1 protein-coding gene is annotated in these 19,198 nt (G+C 55.4%); it reads left to right on the top strand.

Features of this window, described 5'->3' with window-relative positions:
- Positions 1-20 precede the first annotated feature (20 nt).
- Positions 21-19,181, top strand: a complete 19,161-nt coding sequence (locus tag SIL79_RS09020) for an immunoglobulin-like domain-containing protein (RefSeq protein ID WP_319619168.1) — start codon at positions 21-23, stop codon at positions 19,179-19,181.
- Positions 19,182-19,198: the final 17 nt, after the last annotated feature.

The raw sequence follows: 19,198 nt of genomic DNA, 5'->3' as shown, positions 1-19,198 counted from the left end.
GCAAGCGCCGGGGGCGGGACATGAAAGCACTTATCGCAACACAAGATGGTCAAGTTAAAAGTTTGAATGGCAAGGCTTATGTCATGTCAAATGGCCAGCAAGTTCCATTACAACAAGGCGACTTGGTCGCGCACGGAAGCGAAGTTTTTGTCGATAATGATGCACAGATAGAGCTCTTACTCAGTGATGGGAGCAGTCTTAGAGGAGGAGCTGAAGTTCCTCAAGAAGTGTTGCAAAGTACAGATGCTGTAACAGATTCTGAAATTGAGCAGCTACAGGCCCTTATCGCAGCAGGAGAAGATCCAACCGCTTCATTGCCTGATACTGCTGCCGGTGGAACTCAAGGAAATGAAGGAACATCCGGTTTTGTTTCATTGACAAGAAGTGGTGCAGAAACTCTGGCTGCCAGTGGCTACGATTCAGCAGGCTTCGAAACTGATGCTATTACGCTGCAAGAAGGTTTATCACAAAACGCCTTCAACCTCACCCAAGTCGCGCCCAGTACTGTAACCTTATTGGCGCCAACCCAAGTCAATGAGGGTGGAAGTATCACCTACACAGCTGTTGTAGATAATGCCCCTCTTGAAAATGACTTGGTGCTGACCCTGTCCAACGGCGCCAGCATCACCATTGCGGCCGGTCAAACCGAAGGCACTGTCACCGTCGCGGCACCGACGGATGATGTCTATCAGGACGGTGAAACCCTCTCGGTCAATGTCACCGAAGCTGAAGGCGGCAACTATGAAGAGCTGGATCTCGGCAACAGTGTCGATACCCAGGTCAATGACACCATAGATACCACTACCGTCACCCTGACGGCCCCGGCTGAAGTCAGTGAAGGCGGCCAGATCACCTATACCGCCACGGTCAACAATGCCCCGGAAACCGACCTGGTGCTGACCCTGTCCAACGGCGCCAGCATCACCATTGCGGCCGGTCAAACCGAAGGCACTGTCACCGTTGATGCGCCGACGGATGATGTCTATCAGGACGGTGAAACCCTCTCGGTTAATGTCACCGGAGCTGAAGGCGGCAACTATGAAGATCTGGATCTCGGCAACAGTGTCGACACCCAGGTCAATGACACCATAGATACCACTACCGTCACCCTGACGGCCCCGGCTGAAGTCAGTGAAGGCGGCAGCATTACCTATACCGCCACGGTCAACAATGCCCCTGAAACCGACCTGGTACTGACCCTGTCCAACGGCGCCAGCATCACCATTGCGGCCGGTCAAACCGAAGGCACAGTCACCGTCGCGGCGCCGACGGATGATGTCTATCAGGACGGTGAAACCCTCTCGGTTAATGTCACCGGAGCTGAAGGCGGCAACTATGAAGATCTGGATCTCGGCAACAGTGTCGACACCCAGGTCAATGACACCATAGATACCACCACCATCACCCTGACGGCCCCGGCTGAAGTCAGTGAAGGCGGCAGCATTACCTATACCGCCACGGTCAACAATGCCCCTGAAACCGACCTGGTGCTGACCCTGTCCAACGGCGCCAGCATCACCATTGCGGCCGGTCAAACCGAAGGCACTGTCACCGTCGCGGCACCGACGGATGATGTCTATCAGGACGGTGAAACCCTCTCGGTTAATGTCACCGGAGCTGAAGGCGGCAACTATGAAGATCTGGATCTCGGCAACAGTGTCGACACGACGGTCAATGACACCATAGATACCACTACCGTCACCCTGACGGCCCCGGCTGAAGTCAGTGAAGGCGGCCAGATCACCTATACCGCCACGGTCAACAATGCCCCTGAAACTGACCTGGTGCTGACCCTGTCCAACGGCGCCAGCATCACCATTGCGGCCGGTCAAACCGAAGGCACTGTCACCGTCGCGGCACCGACGGATGATGTCTATCAGGACGGTGAAACCCTCTCGGTCAATGTCACCGGAGCTGAAGGCGGCAACTATGAAGAGCTGGATCTCGGCAACAGCGTCGACACCCAGGTCAATGACACCATAGATACCACTACCGTCACCCTGACGGCCCCGGCTGAAGTCAGTGAAGGCGGCCAGATCACCTATACCGCCACGGTCAACAATGCCCCGGAAACCGACCTGGTGCTGACCCTGTCCAACGGCGCCAGCATCACCATTGCGGCCGGTCAAACCGAAGGCACTGTCACCGTCGCGGCGCCGACGGATGATGTCTATCAGGACGGTGAAACCCTCTCGGTTAATGTCACCGGAGCTGAAGGCGGCAACTATGAAGATCTGGATCTCGGCAACAGCGTCGACACGACGGTCAATGACACCATAGATACCACCACCATCACCCTGACGGCTCCGGCTGAAGTGAGTGAAGGCGGCAGCATTACCTATACCGCCACGGTCAACAATGCCCCTGAAACCGACCTGGTGCTGACCCTGTCCAACGGCGCCAGCATCACCATTGCAGCCGGTCAAACCGAAGGCACTGTCACCGTCGCGGCACCGACGGATGATGTCTATCAGGACGGTGAAACCCTCTCGGTCAATGTCACCGGAGCTGAAGGCGGCAACTATGAAGAGCTGGATCTCGGCAACAGCGTCGACACCCAGGTCAATGACACCATAGATACCACCACCATCACCCTGACGGCCCCGGCTGAAGTCAGTGAAGGCGGCCAGATCACCTATACCGCCACGGTCAACAATGCCCCTGAAACCGACCTGGTGCTGACCCTGTCCAACGGCGCCAGCATCACCATTGCAGCCGGTCAAACCGAAGGCACTGTCACCGTCGCGGCGCCGACGGATGATGTCTATCAGGACGGTGAAACCCTCTCGGTTAATGTCACCGGAGCTGAAGGCGGCAACTATGAAGATCTGGATCTCGGCAACAGCGTCGACACCCAGGTCAATGACACCATAGATACCACTACCGTCACCCTGACGGCCCCGGCTGAAGTCAGTGAAGGCGGCCAGATTACCTATACCGCCACGGTCAACAATGCCCCTGAAACCGACCTGGTGCTGACCCTGTCCAACGGCGCCAGCATCACCATTGCGGCCGGTCAAACCGAAGGCACTGTCACCGTTGCTGCACCGACGGATGATGTCTATCAGGACGGTGAAACCCTCTCGGTTAATGTCACCGGAGCTGAAGGCGGCAACTATGAAGATCTGGATCTCGGCAACAGTGTCGACACCCAGGTCAATGACACCATAGATACCACCACCATCACCCTGACGGCTCCGGCTGAAGTCAGTGAAGGCGGCAGCATTACCTATACCGCCACGGTCAACAATGCCCCTGAAACCGACCTGGTGCTGACCCTGTCCAACGGCGCCAGCATCACCATTGCGGCCGGTCAAACCGAAGGCACTGTCACCGTCGCGGCACCGACGGATGATGTCTATCAGGACGGTGAAAACCTCTCGGTCAATGTCACCGGAGCTGAAGGCGGCAACTATGAAGATCTGGATCTCGGCAACAGCGTCGACACCCAGGTCAATGACACCATAGATACCACTACCGTCACCCTGACGGCCCCGGCTGAAGTCAGTGAAGGCGGCCAGATCACCTATACCGCCACGGTCAACAATGCCCCTGAAACTGACCTGGTGCTGACCCTGTCCAACGGCGCGACTATAGTAATCCCAGCGGGTCAAACCGAAGGCACTGTCACCGTCGCGGCACCGACGGATGATGTCTATCAGGACGGTGAAACCCTCTCGGTCAATGTCACCGGAGCTGAAGGCGGCAACTATGAAGATCTGGATCTCGGCAATAGTGTCGACACCCAGGTCAATGACACCATAGATACCACTACCGTCACCCTGACGGCTCCGGCTGAAGTCAGTGAAGGCGGCAGCATTACCTATACCGCCACGGTCAACAATGCCCCTGAAACCGACCTGGTGCTGACCCTGTCCAACGGCGCCAGCATCACCATTGCGGCCGGTCAAACCGAAGGCACTGTCACCGTCGCGGCACCGACGGATGATGTCTATCAGGACGGTGAAAACCTCTCGGTCAATGTCACCGGAGCTGAAGGCGGCAACTATGAAGATCTGGATCTCGGCAACAGCGTCGACACCCAGGTCAATGACACCATAGATACCACTACCGTCACCCTGACGGCCCCGGCTGAAGTCAGTGAAGGCGGCCAGATCACCTATACCGCCACGGTCAACAATGCCCCTGAAACTGACCTGGTGCTGACCCTGTCCAACGGCGCCAGCATCACCATTGCGGCCGGTCAAACCGAAGGCACTGTCACCGTTGATGCGCCGACGGATGATGTCTATCAGGACGGTGAAACCCTCTCGGTCAATGTCACCGGAGCTGAAGGCGGCAACTATGAAGAGCTGGATCTCGGCAACAGCGTCGACACCCAGGTCAATGACACCATAGATACCACCACCATCACCCTGACGGCTCCGGCTGAAGTCAGTGAAGGCGGCAGCATTACCTATACCACCACGGTCAACAATACCCCTGAAACCGACCTGGTGCTGACCCTGTCCAACGGCGCCAGCATCACCATTGCGGCCGGTCAAACCGAAGGCACTATCACCGTCGCGGCGCCGACGGATGATGTCTATCAGGACGGTGAAACCCTCTCGGTCAATGTCACCGGAGCTGAAGGCGGCAACTATGAAGAGCTGGATCTCGGCAACAGCGTCGACACCCAGGTCAATGACACCATAGATACCACCACCATCACCCTGACGGCTCCGGCTGAAGTCAGTGAAGGCGGCAGCATTACCTATACCGCCACGGTCAACAATGCCCCTGAAACCGACCTGGTACTGACCCTGTCCAACGGCGCGACTATAGTAATCCCAGCGGGTCAAACCGAAGGCACTGTCACCGTCGCGGCACCGACGGATGATGTCTATCAGGACGGTGAAACCCTCTCGGTCAATGTCACCGGAGCTGAAGGCGGCAACTATGAAGATCTGGATCTCGGCAATAGTGTCGACACCCAGGTCAATGACACCATAGATACCACTACCGTCACCCTGACGGCCCCGGCTGAAGTCAGTGAAGGCGGCAGCATTACCTATACCGCCACGGTCAACAATGCCCCGGAAACCGACCTGGTGCTGACCCTGTCCAACGGCGCCAGCATCACCATTGCGGCCGGTCAAACCGAAGGCACTGTCACCGTTGATGCGCCGACGGATGATGTCTATCAGGACGGTGAAACCCTCTCGGTCAATGTCACCGGAGCTGAAGGCGGCAACTATGAAGAGCTGGATCTCGGCAACAGCGTCGACACCCAGGTCAATGACACCATAGATACCACTACCGTCACCCTGACGGCCCCGGCTGAAGTGAGTGAAGGCGGCAGCATTACCTATACCGCCACGGTCAACAATGCCCCTGAAACTGACCTGGTGCTGACCCTGTCCAACGGCGCCAGCATCACCATTGCGGCCGGTCAAACCGAAGGCACTGTCACCGTCGCGGCACCGACGGATGATGTCTATCAGGACGGTGAAACCCTCTCGGTTAATGTCACCGGAGCTGAAGGCGGCAACTATGAAGATCTGGATCTCGGCAACAGTGTCGACACCCAGGTCAATGACACCATAGATACCACCACCATCACCCTGACGGCCCCGGCTGAAGTCAGTGAAGGCGGCAGCATTACCTATACCGCCACGGTCAACAATGCCCCTGAAACCGACCTGGTGCTGACCCTGTCCAACGGCGCCAGCATCACCATTGCGGCCGGTCAAACCGAAGGCACTGTCACCGTCGCGGCACCGACGGATGATGTCTATCAGGACGGTGAAACCCTCTCGGTTAATGTCACCGGAGCTGAAGGCGGCAACTATGAAGATCTGGATCTCGGCAACAGTGTCGACACCCAGGTCAATGACACCATAGATACCACCACCATCACCCTGACGGCCCCGGCTGAAGTCAGTGAAGGCGGCAGCATTACCTATACCGCCACGGTCAACAATGCCCCTGAAACCGACCTGGTGCTGACCCTGTCCAACGGCGCCAGCATCACCATTGCGGCCGGTCAAACCGAAGGCACTATCACCGTCGCGGCACCGACGGATGATGTATTTGTTGATGCAGAAACCCTCTCGGTCAATGTCACCGGAGCTGAAGGCGGCAACTATGAAGAACTGGATCTCGGCAACAGCGTCGACACCCAGGTCAATGACACCATAGATACCACCACCATCACCCTGACGGCCCCGGCAGAAGTCAGTGAAGGCGGCCAGATCACCTATACCGCCACGGTCAACAATGCCCCTGAAACCGACCTGGTGCTGACCCTGTCCAACGGCGCCAGCATCACCATTGCGGCCGGTCAAACCGAAGGCACTGTCACCGTCGCGGCACCGACGGATGATGTCTATCAGGACGGTGAAACCCTCTCGGTTAATGTCACCGGAGCTGAAGGCGGCAACTATGAAGATCTGGATCTCGGCAACAGTGTCGACACGACGGTCAATGACACCATAGATACCACTACCGTCACCCTGACGGCCCCGGCTGAAGTCAGTGAAGGCGGCCAGATCACCTATACCGCCACGGTCAACAATGCCCCTGAAACCGACCTGGTGCTGACCCTGTCCAACGGCGCCAGCATCACCATTGCGGCCGGTCAAACCGAAGGCACTGTCACCGTCGCGGCACCGACGGATGATGTCTATCAGGACGGTGAAAACCTCTCGGTCAATGTCACCGGAGCTGAAGGCGGCAACTATGAAGATCTGGATCTCGGCAACAGCGTCGACACCCAGGTCAATGACACCATAGATACCACTACCGTCACCCTGACGGCCCCGGCAGAAGTCAGTGAAGGCGGCCAGATCACCTATACCGCCACGGTCAACAATGCCCCTGAAACCGACCTGGTGCTGACCCTGTCCAACGGCGCCAGCATCACCATTGCAGCCGGTCAAACCGAAGGCACGGTCACCGTCGCGGCGCCGACGGATGATGTCTATCAGGACGGTGAAACCCTCTCGGTTAATGTCACCGGAGCTGAAGGCGGCAACTATGAAGATCTGGATCTCGGCAACAGTGTCGACACCCAGGTCAATGACACCATAGATACCACTACCGTCACCCTGACGGCCCCGGCTGAAGTCAGTGAAGGCGGCCAGATCACCTATACCGCCACGGTCAACAATGCCCCTGAAACCGACCTGGTGCTGACCCTGTCCAACGGCGCCAGCATCACCATTGCAGCCGGTCAAACCGAAGGCACTGTCACCGTCGCGGCACCGACGGATGATGTCTATCAGGACGGTGAAACCCTCTCGGTTAATGTCACCGGAGCTGAAGGCGGCAACTATGAAGATCTGGATCTCGGCAACAGTGTCGACACCCAGGTCAATGACACCATAGATACCACTACCGTCACCCTGACGGCCCCGGCTGAAGTCAGTGAAGGCGGCCAGATCACCTATACCGCCACGGTCAACAATGCCCCTGAAACCGACCTGGTGCTGACCCTGTCCAACGGCGCCAGCATCACCATTGCAGCCGGTCAAACCGAAGGCACAGTCACCGTCGCGGCGCCGACGGATGATGTCTATCAGGACGGTGAAACCCTCTCGGTTAATGTCACCGGAGCTGAAGGCGGCAACTATGAAGATCTGGATCTCGGCAACAGTGTCGACACCCAGGTCAATGACACCATAGATACCACTACCGTCACCCTGACGGCCCCGGCTGAAGTCAGTGAAGGCGGCCAGATCACCTATACCGCCACGGTCAACAATGCCCCTGAAACCGACCTGGTGCTGACCCTGTCCAACGGCGCCAGCATCACCATTGCAGCCGGTCAAACCGAAGGCACTGTCACCGTTGATGCGCCGACGGATGATGTCTATCAGGACGGTGAAACCCTCTCGGTTAATGTCACCGGAGCTGAAGGCGGCAACTATGAAGATCTGGATCTCGGCAACAGTGTCGACACCCAGGTCAATGACACCATAGATACCACTACCGTCACCCTGACGGCCCCGGCTGAAGTCAGTGAAGGCGGCCAGATCACCTATACCGCCACGGTCAACAATGCCCCTGAAACCGACCTGGTGCTGACCCTGTCCAACGGCGCCAGCATCACCATTGCAGCCGGTCAAACCGAAGGCACAGTCACCGTCGCGGCGCCGACGGATGATGTCTATCAGGACGGTGAAACCCTCTCGGTTAATGTCACCGGAGCTGAAGGCGGCAACTATGAAGATCTGGATCTCGGCAACAGTGTCGACACCCAGGTCAATGACACCATAGATACCACTACCGTCACCCTGACGGCCCCGGCTGAAGTCAGTGAAGGCGGCCAGATCACCTATACCGCCACGGTCAACAATGCCCCTGAAACCGACCTGGTGCTGACCCTGTCCAACGGCGCCAGCATCACCATTGCAGCCGGTCAAACCGAAGGCACAGTCACCGTCGCGGCGCCGACGGATGATGTCTATCAGGACGGTGAAACCCTCTCGGTCAATGTCACCGGAGCTGAAGGCGGCAACTATGAAGATCTGGATCTCGGCAACAGTGTCGACACGACGGTCAATGACACCATAGATACCACCACCGTCACCCTGACGGCTCCGGCTGAAGTCAGTGAAGGCGGCAGCATTACCTATACCGCCACGGTCAACAATGCCCCTGAAACCGACCTGGTGCTGACCCTGTCCAACGGCGCCAGCATCACCATTGCGGCCGGTCAAACCGAAGGCACTGTCACCGTCGCGGCACCGACGGATGATGTCTATCAGGACGGTGAAACCCTCTCGGTTAATGTCACCGGAGCTGAAGGCGGCAACTATGAAGATCTGGATCTCGGCAACAGCGTCGACACGACGGTCAATGACACCATAGATACCACTACCATCACCCTGACGGCCCCGGCTGAAGTCAGTGAAGGCGGCAGCATTACCTATACCGCCACGGTCAACAATGCCCCTGAAACTGACCTGGTGCTGACCCTGTCCAACGACGCCAGCATCACCATTGCGGCTGGTCAAACCGAAGGCACTGTCACCGTCGCGGCGCCGACGGATGATGTCTATCAGGACGGTGAAACCCTCTCGGTCAATGTCACCGGAGCTGAAGGCGGCAACTATGAAGATCTGGATCTCGGCAACAGCGTCGACACCCAGGTCAATGACACCATAGATACCACCACCGTCACCCTGACGGCTCCGGCTGAAGTCAGTGAAGGCGGCAGCATTACCTATACCGCCACGGTCAACAATGCCCCTGAAACCGACCTGGTGCTGACCCTGTCCAACGGCGCCAGCATCACCATTGCGGCCGGTCAAACCGAAGGCACTGTCACCGTCGCGGCACCGACGGATGATGTCTATCAGGACGGTGAAACCCTCTCGGTTAATGTCACCGGAGCTGAAGGCGGCAACTATGAAGATCTGGATCTCGGCAACAGCGTCGACACGACGGTCAATGACACCATAGATACCACCACCATCACCCTGACGGCCCCGGCTGAAGTCAGTGAAGGCGGCAGCATTACCTATACCGCCACGGTCAACAATGCCCCTGAAACCGACCTGGTGCTGACCCTGTCCAACGGCGCCAGCATCACCATTGCAGCCGGTCAAACCGAAGGCACTGTCACCGTCGCGGCACCGACGGATGATGTCTATCAGGACGGTGAAACCCTCTCGGTTAATGTCACCGAAGCTGAAGGCGGCAACTATGAAGATCTGGATCTCGGCAACAGCGTCGACACGACGGTCAATGACACCATAGATACTACCACCGTCACCCTGACGGCCCCGGCTGAAGTCAGTGAAGGCGGCAGCATTACCTATACCGCCACGGTCAACAATGCCCCGGAAACCGACCTGGTGCTGACCCTGTCCAACGGCGCCAGCATCACCATTGCGGCCGGTCAAACCGAAGGCACTGTCACCGTCGCGGCGCCGACGGATGATGTCTATCAGGACGGTGAAACCCTCTCGGTTAATGTCACCGGAGCTGAAGGCGGCAACTATGAAGATCTGGATCTCGGCAACAGCGTCGACACGACGGTCAATGACACCATAGATACCACCACCATCACCCTGACGGCTCCGGCTGAAGTGAGTGAAGGCGGCAGCATTACCTATACCGCCACGGTCAACAATGCCCCTGAAACTGACCTGGTGCTGACCCTGTCCAACGGCGCCAGCATCACCATTGCAGCCGGTCAAACCGAAGGCACTGTCACCGTCGCTGCACCGACGGATGATGTCTATCAGGACGGTGAAACCCTCTCGGTCAATGTCACCGGAGCTGAAGGCGGCAACTATGAAGAGCTGGATCTCGGCAACAGCGTTGACACCCAGGTCAATGACACCATAGATACTACCACCATCACCCTGACGGCCCCGGCTGAAGTGAGTGAAGGCGGCAGCATTACCTATACCGCCACGGTCAACAATGCCCCTGAAACCGACCTGGTGCTGACCCTGTCCAACGGCGCCAGCATCACCATTGCGGCCGGTCAAACCGAAGGCACTGTCACCGTTGATGCACCGACGGATGATGTCTATCAGGACGGTGAAACCCTCTCGGTTAATGTCACCGGAGCTGAAGGCGGCAACTATGAAGAGCTGGATCTCGGCAATAGTGTCGACACGACGGTCAATGACACCATAGATACCACTACCATCACCCTGACGGCCCCGGCTGAAGTCAGTGAAGGCGGCAGCATTACCTATACCGCCACGGTCAACAATGCCCCTGAAACCGACCTGGTGCTGACCCTGTCCAACGGCGCCAGCATCACCATTGCGGCCGGTCAAACCGAAGGCACTGTCACCGTCGCTGCACCGACGGATGATGTCTATCAGGACGGTGAAACCCTCTCGGTCAATGTCACCGGAGCTGAAGGCGGCAACTATGAAGATCTGGATCTCGGCAACAGCGTTGACACCCAGGTCAATGACACCATAGATACCACCACCATCACCCTGACGGCCCCGGCTGAAGTGAGTGAAGGCGGCAGCATTACCTATACCGCCACGGTCAACAATGCCCCTGAAACCGACCTGGTGCTGACCCTGTCCAACGGCGCCAGCATCACCATTGCAGCCGGTCAAACCGAAGGCACTGTCACCGTTGATGCACCGACGGATGATGTCTATCAGGACGGTGAAACCCTCTCGGTTAATGTCACCGGAGCTGAAGGCGGCAACTATGAAGATCTGGATCTCGGCAACAGTGTCGACACCCAGGTCAATGACACCATAGATACCACTACCGTCACCCTGACGGCCCCGGCTGAAGTCAGTGAAGGCGGCCAGATCACCTATACCGCCACGGTCAACAATGCCCCTGAAACTGACCTGGTGCTGACCCTGTCCAACGGCGCCAGCATCACCATTGCGGCCGGTCAAACCGAAGGCACTGTCACCGTCGCGGCACCGACGGATGATGTCTATCAGGACGGTGAAACCCTCTCGGTTAATGTCACCGGAGCTGAAGGCGGCAACTATGAAGATCTGGATCTCGGCAACAGTGTCGACACGACGGTCAATGACACCATAGATACCACTACCGTCACCCTGACGGCCCCGGCTGAAGTGAGTGAAGGCGGCAGCATTACCTATACCGCCACGGTCAACAATGCCCCTGAAACCGACCTGGTGCTGACCCTGTCCAACGGCGCCAGCATCACCATTGCAGCCGGTCAAACCGAAGGCACTATCACCGTCGCGGCGCCGACGGATGATGTCTATCAGGACGGTGAAACCCTCTCGGTCAATGTCACCGGAGCTGAAGGCGGCAACTATGAAGATCTGGATCTCGGCAACAGTGTCGACACCCAGGTCAATGACACCATAGATACCACTACCGTCACCCTGACAGCTCCGGCTGAAGTGAGTGAAGGCGGCAGCATTACCTATACCGCCACGGTCAACAATGCCCCGGAAACCGACCTGGTGCTGACCCTGTCCAACGGCGCCAGCATCACCATTGCGGCCGGTCAAACCGAAGGCACTGTCACCGTTGATGCGCCGACTGATGATGTATTTGTTGATGCGGAAACACTGACCGTAAGTATAGATAATGCTCAAGGTGGTAATTTTGAAAACCTGGATACCAGTGACACAGCTTCCACACTGGTAAATGACACTACCGACACAGTTTTTGCCCAGATCAGCGTAGACAAATCTAGTGTCACTGAAGGTGGTGAAATCACTTATACAGTGACTTTGGTCGATGCCAACGGTAACCCGGTAACCCTTCCTAGTGGAGCTTCGGTTAGCGTTGCGCTTGATTGGAGTGGTACGGCAACTGCAGCAGATGTTGATAACTTACCTCCAAGCGTAACCATTAGCGGAGATAGTCAGCAAAGCTTTACAGTTAATACCATCAACGATGGTATTTATGAAAATAGTGAAAATCTAAGCGTCACCATTAGTAATGTCACTGACGTTGATAATAGCCTTGAACAACTAGAGATAGGCAGCAACAACAGCGCCGACACCACCATTCTTGATGCCCAGGATGCGCCTGTGGTGAGAAGTGTTACCGGTGACTCCGTGATCGAAGGCAATGCCAACACCTTCACCGTCACCCTCAGCACCCCCAGTGCCACCAACACTGAGGTCACCCTGAGCCTCAGCGACGGCAGCGCTATTGTGGGCACCGATACCGGCCTCACCTATATGGTGAGTTTCGATGGCGGCACCACCTACACTGCCGTGACCGGCAACACGGTCACCGTGCCACCCGGCGCGACCAGTTTCTTGGTGCAGGTAGACACCATTGATGACACAATCTTTGAAGGCGATGAAAACTACTCCCTGAACGCCACCGCCAATCGCGCAGGCGACAGCGGCACCGCCCAGATCACCGACAATGACAGCGCCCCGACCGTCAGCAGCATTACCGGTGACACCGTGGTCGAAGGCACTGCCAACACCTTCGACGTCAACCTGAGCAACACCGCCAGCAGCGCCACAACCCTGACGTTGACACTGGCCGGCAATAGCGCCACCAAAGGGGTGGACTTCAGCGATACCGAAGTCACTGTCACCATCAACGGGACAGCTCAGACTGTCAGCGTGAATGCGGACGGTACTTTCGAGGTGACAGTGCCGGCCAACACCGACAGTTTCACCGTGCAGGTCAATACCACCGATGACACCATCTTTGAGAGCACCGAAGACTATACGCTGAGCGGCACCGGCGCGAATGGCACGGTGACGGGCACCGCCCACATCACCGACAATGACAGCGCCCCGACCGTCAGCAGCATTACCGGTGACACCGTGGTCGAAGGCACTGCCAACACCTTCGACGTCAACCTGAGCAACACCGCCAGCAGCGCCACAACCCTGACGTTGACACTGGCCGGCAATAGCGCCACCAAAGGGGTGGACTTCAGCGATACCGAAGTCACTGTCACCATCAACGGGACAGCTCAGACTGTCAGCGTGAATGCGGACGGCACTTTCGAGGTGACAGTGCCGGCCAACACCGACAGTTTCACCGTGCAGGTCAATACCACTGATGACACCATCTTTGAGAGCACCGAAGACTATACGCTGAGCGGCACCGGCGCGAATGGCACGGTGACGGGCACCGCCCACATCACCGACAATGACAGCGCCCCGACCGTCAGCAGCATTACCGGTGACACCGTGGTCGAAGGCACTGCCAACACCTTCGACGTCAACCTGAGCAACACCGCCAGCAGCGCCACAACCCTGACGTTGACACTGGCCGGCAATAGCGCCACCAAAGGGGTGGACTTCAGCGATACCGAAGTCACTGTCACCATCAACGGGACAGCTCAGACTGTCAGCGTGAATGCGGACGGCACTTTCGAGGTGACAGTGCCGGCCAACACCGACAGTTTCACCGTGCAGGTCAATACCACCGATGACACCATCTTTGAGAGCACCGAAGACTATACGCTGAGCGGCACCGGCGCGAATGGCACGGTGACGGGCACCGCCCACATCACCGACAATGACATTCTCGGAGGAGGCAGTATTAACCTATCTTTGCAAGATGCTGATACTGTTGGAGATAATCATGACACTGATAGTTCATTCCTTACATTCACAGCTAGTGGTGCGGCCGATATCATCGACTTCACGTTTGGTCCAACTTCAGGAATTACTGTCAGCGGTTTGGATGGGAATATTACCTGGCTCGTCGATAGCAGCTCCGGAGACTTGGTAGGAAGCATTGACGGTACACCAATGATTGTTTTATCACTTAATGGTGGCGTTATTGGCTCAGGTCAAACAGGTAATGTCAGTGTCACTGCAACTTTGCTGGATAACTTACAACATGGGAGTGTTCCTGTTGATATCGATTCAATCAATATCACAGGCATTGTTATTAACGCTGTCGATTCGCTCAATAATAGTGCCAGCGGCACAGTTAACCTTACTGTAGCGGATGATGAGGTCGTTCTGATTGCTGGTCCTCTGAATGGTACCAATGCTCCTGATACTTATATCGGTACGCTTGATACCAGTGGGGTAGATCAAGCTTACACCTCCGATCTCAGCGGCAACGTAAACGGCTGGGATGCTGGTTCTCAAACCTACTTTGGCGAGTCTGATATCACGGCCGGAGGCAAAACAGTCTTCTTCTTTGTCGATCCAAACAACCCGGATCAACTGTTCGCTTATACAAGCGATGAAAGCCCTGCTACGGCCTATGATGCATCTAACCCTGATCAGACGCTGATTTTTACTCTCAGCACAGATCCAAACAGCGACAGCTATCAGCTGGATATACTACAGAGCATAGATAAGCTGAAAGAGATCGACATCGGCGCACTGGTTGGAGGTAAAGGCGGTATCAGTGGCACTGTGTATGTCACTTATGACAATGCTACCGGTGCCTACGACATTTACAACGATCCAAGCAAAGTGCCCTCTGATGCCGAAGTTGCTTTCACACTTTATGGCCGTGATGGCAACGGGGACTTGGCCGACGTCAATGGTACAGATAACGGCTTTGGGGTGGCTAACCCTTGGGTTTCCGGTGGTGAGACCCTTATCGTTGACTATGCAGACACAGTAGCCAGTGCCAGCTTTAACTTCAACGTCGGTAATAACGACCCTATGCTGGTGCACTACAAGGCCTATGACGCCAATGGCCAACTGTTGGGTGAAGGCGAAATCGGCCCCAACGAAATTATCAGTGATTTGGGCGCTATCGCCTATATCGAGTTGAGTGCTGTAACGCCTGACGGTGCCAAGTTCCAACTGACCGGCACAACCGCTCAGGAGATCGTCAGCTCAACAGAGCCTCTGGATCTGGACTTTGAGGTTGTAGTCACCGACAGTGACGGCGACCAGACCACTGGTAATCTGGATATTCACCTGGATGCACCAGGAGGCGCACCAGTCGCTATTATCTCCCATGCACTGGCCAGTCTGGATGAATTTGGTTTGCAGGATGACAACCTGGATACAGATCAACAATCGCTGCGCTTCAAGGCCGGTGACAGTGAACTTTCAGACTTCGGCTTCAACTATCAAAATGGTGACTTCAGCGGTATTAGAGTGGAAGGGATAAGAGAAAACTTCCCATTGAGCTGGCGCCTTGAGGGTGAGTATCTGATAGCTTCAATGCCGGGTAATGGCCCCAACAAAGATGTATTGAAGATAAGCCTGGATTGGTCTGCCATAGCGGCTGGCAGTGAAGGCAATATCATAGTCAACGCCGAGCTGATAGGGAATCTGCCTCATAGTATAGATGTCGACTCGCTGAAGATTTCAGGTATTGAGATTGTTGGTACAGATAACAACAACCAAACCGCTGTATCGACTCTGGATGTTAAAGTCGAGAAGTACACGGCTGCTGTGGATGATTACCAGGAAATCAATGAAGATCAGCTGGCAAGCGGCAACATTTTTGACAATGACACAGGTGAACTAAACAATGGCCAAGACCTTGAGTTGGCGAGCTTTACTGTAGCCGGGGATAGCCAAGTCTACAGCGCAGGAGAAGAAGTCTCGGTTGAAGGTGGCACTCTGGTTATCAACCTGAATGGTAGTTATACCTTCACTCCGGAAGCCAACTGGAACGGTACTGTGCCCGTTATCACCTATGTGACCAACAATGGTGATACTGCGACCCTGACTATCGAGGTCAACAGTGTCAACGACGCTCCGATTATCGTTACCACAACCAATGCCGTTGTCTCTGAGGAAGGCTTGACCAATGGCCTACCGGATTCAAACGGCAGCAGCGATACCACTGACAGTACCACTGCAAATGGCACTATCCAGCTTCAGGATGTGGATGCTGATGCACTGACTGTTAGCCTGACACCACCAAGTGGTATCACCTCAGGTGGCCAGACAGTTACCTGGCAGTGGGACGCAGCGACTCACACACTGACAGGCTCTGTAGGTAACCTTGCAGTAATGTCTGTGGTACTGACACCGCCAGCGGGTAATGGCAGTGGTGATTGGGACTATCAGGTCAAGCTGTTGGGACCAATAGATCACCCAGATACCAGCATTGAAGATGTTAAAGATCTGACCTTTGGTGTCAGTGTCAATGACGGCAATGGCGGTACTGTCTCCGGCAGCTTCGTGGTCAGCGTTGAAGATGATGCGCCTTACATGCCGGATACCGCACCGGTAACGGCTACGGCAACCGATATCCCGGACACCCTGGTCGGTGCCTTCAATCTGACCGGTGACACTGATGATAGAGGGCAACTGAACTTTGATGGTTTCACCATCACGGCCAGAGGTTTCACCTCATCTACCGATCACACTCTGACCTCTGCAAACATTAACAGCAGTAGTTCAGGCATAGGGGTTGCCAGTGTTGGCTCGCCATACCACAACATAGATAACGAAATAGATTTCCGGGTATTTGCCGATGGCACTGGGGTTTCTGAAGAGATCATCATAGATCTGGACCCCAACACCCTGGCGTTCGGCATGAAGATAGAGTTTGCCAACATCTTTAAAGGTGAACTTGAAAGCGGTGTGGCCGAGTTCTGGCGTGATGGCCAACTGATATCCAGCCAAACTTTCAGCTCGGATAAAAACAACGGTGACTATGCGGCTGACTTTAACGTGCAGGATGGCGGCTTTGATAGAGTTGTTATCAAGGCAACCGACAACGGTAAAGCTCCCAGCCATGGAGACAACAGTGACTTCACCATCAAATCCTTAGAGTTCACTGGCACAGGCGACGCCCCGGCAATCGCCTATGCCTCTGGTGAAGTAACGGCCCAATGGGGCGCTGATGGCCAAGGCAGCCTTGCATTGGCAGGTGTGACCGACACATCCCTGGTGACCGCCGACGGGGAAGCCGTTGAAGTGACCCTTTCAGGCAATACTTTGCTGGGTCAAACAGACTCGGGCGACTTGGTCTTTAAGCTGGAATTCACCCCTGGCACGGGTCACTGGGACTTCTATCAGTACCAGACGATGCAGGGCACCGAAGACGGCGACCTGGACTTTGCGGTCACGGTAACCGATGCCGATGGCGACTCTTACAGTGGCAATATCGCTGTGGTGCCTGTATTTAACTATCAGGTCACTGAAGCGGGCCCAGGCGGTCAAACGCTCAATTTGGGTAACGCCGAAGATATCGTTATCGGCGACCTGGATGGCTCAGTCGTGGTTCCCGGGCAGGATTACAATATCGCCTTTATGGTCGATAGCTCAGGAAGTATTGGATATCGGGCTATGGAGGCGATGAAACTTCAGTTGACTCAAGTATTTGAGACACTGAAAGCCAGCGCCGATTCAGATAATGCCGGCACAGTTAACATATTCCTGACCGATTTCGACTCTCAAGCTAATTTGTCAGTCAGCGTCGACCTGGGAGATCCAGATGCCCTGAGTAAGCTCCAAACCGTTATCGATAGCATGGATGGAGATTATTGGACCGGTGGTGGCACCAACTATGAAGATGTTATCAAGACAACGGCCAACTGGTTCCACAGCGATACGGCTCTTGCCAACAGTAACGCTGAGAATCTGGCATTCTTTATCACGGATGGCGCGCCATCTGTCTATCAGTACTATGAGGATACCAACCCGATAGTCAATCGAAAGACTGGCGAGACTCTGGATGACTTGGTCAACGTCAATAACTTTACTCTGGGTGAGGCGTTTTACGCCAATATCGGAGGAGAAGCGAGACTAATCATAGATGCCGACGGTAACCTTTATCAATGGAGCAAAGATAGAGGGGATTGGAGTCCGAATTATATTGGTCATATTCGAGCGCAAGGGGACGGTACTTACGAGATATCAAGCACCCTCAATGGTAATTACTGGGCATTGCAAAACGCCCTAAGTGCCCTGCCATTACTGACAGGCAATGATGTCATTGTGCAAGCCATAGGGATAGGTAACAATATTTCGACTGGCACATTGCAACAGTTTGACAGTGATGGAAATGTCCAAACCAATGTCTCTGCCGATGAACTAGCCGAGGCTATTCTCGGCAATGAAATCACCGATATACCTGGCTCAGATACCTTGGATGGCGGTGCGGGTAACGACATCATCTTCGGTGATGTGATTCGCTTTGATGGCATTCAAGGCCAGGGTTACAGCGCACTCAAAGCCTTTATTGCCGGCGAGTTGGGCCAAAGCGATGCAACCGATGCTGAAATTCACGGCTATATCAGCGAGCATCCTAACCTCTTTGATAAGTCAGGCATTAATGATATGGGTGACATCATCCGCGGCGGCGAGGGCAGCGATATCCTCTTTGGCCAAGGCGGTAATGATGAACTCTACGGCGACAATGGTAATGACATGCTGTTCGGTGGTAATGGCAACGACCTGCTGGTTGGCGGCAATGGTGATGATTGGCTCACTGGTGGTCAAGGCGTAGATACCTTCAGCTGGAAAGCAGGAGAAACCGGCACCGACCACATCACTGACTTTGAACTCAACAAAGATAAGCTGGATCTCAGTGAGCTACTGTTGGGTGAAGAGCACAACTCACTGGAGCAATATTTCCAGTTCAGTGTTGCTGATGGCAATACCACCATCTCTATCGATGCGGATCTGGACGGTGAATTCGATCAGCATATAGTGCTCGACGGTGTCGACCTGTTTGCGGAATACGGCAGTGATGAAAGCGACATTATCAATGGCCTGCTGGGAAGTAACGGCGATGGTCCTCTGCTTGTCGATACTCAATCGGCCAATCCAGGTGCTTCCTATGTCAGCCAGAGTAGTTCTTCTGGGCTGGAGCAGTCAAAACCAGACGAAGTGTATTAAAAGCTCTTTGATTTGAA

The sequence above is a fragment of the Shewanella indica genome, assembly GCF_033842865.1.
In the GTDB taxonomy this organism is placed as follows: domain Bacteria; phylum Pseudomonadota; class Gammaproteobacteria; order Enterobacterales; family Shewanellaceae; genus Shewanella; species Shewanella indica.
The sequence above is the reverse complement of the archived record's forward strand: the minus strand, read 5'-3'. Positions and strand labels throughout refer to the sequence as shown.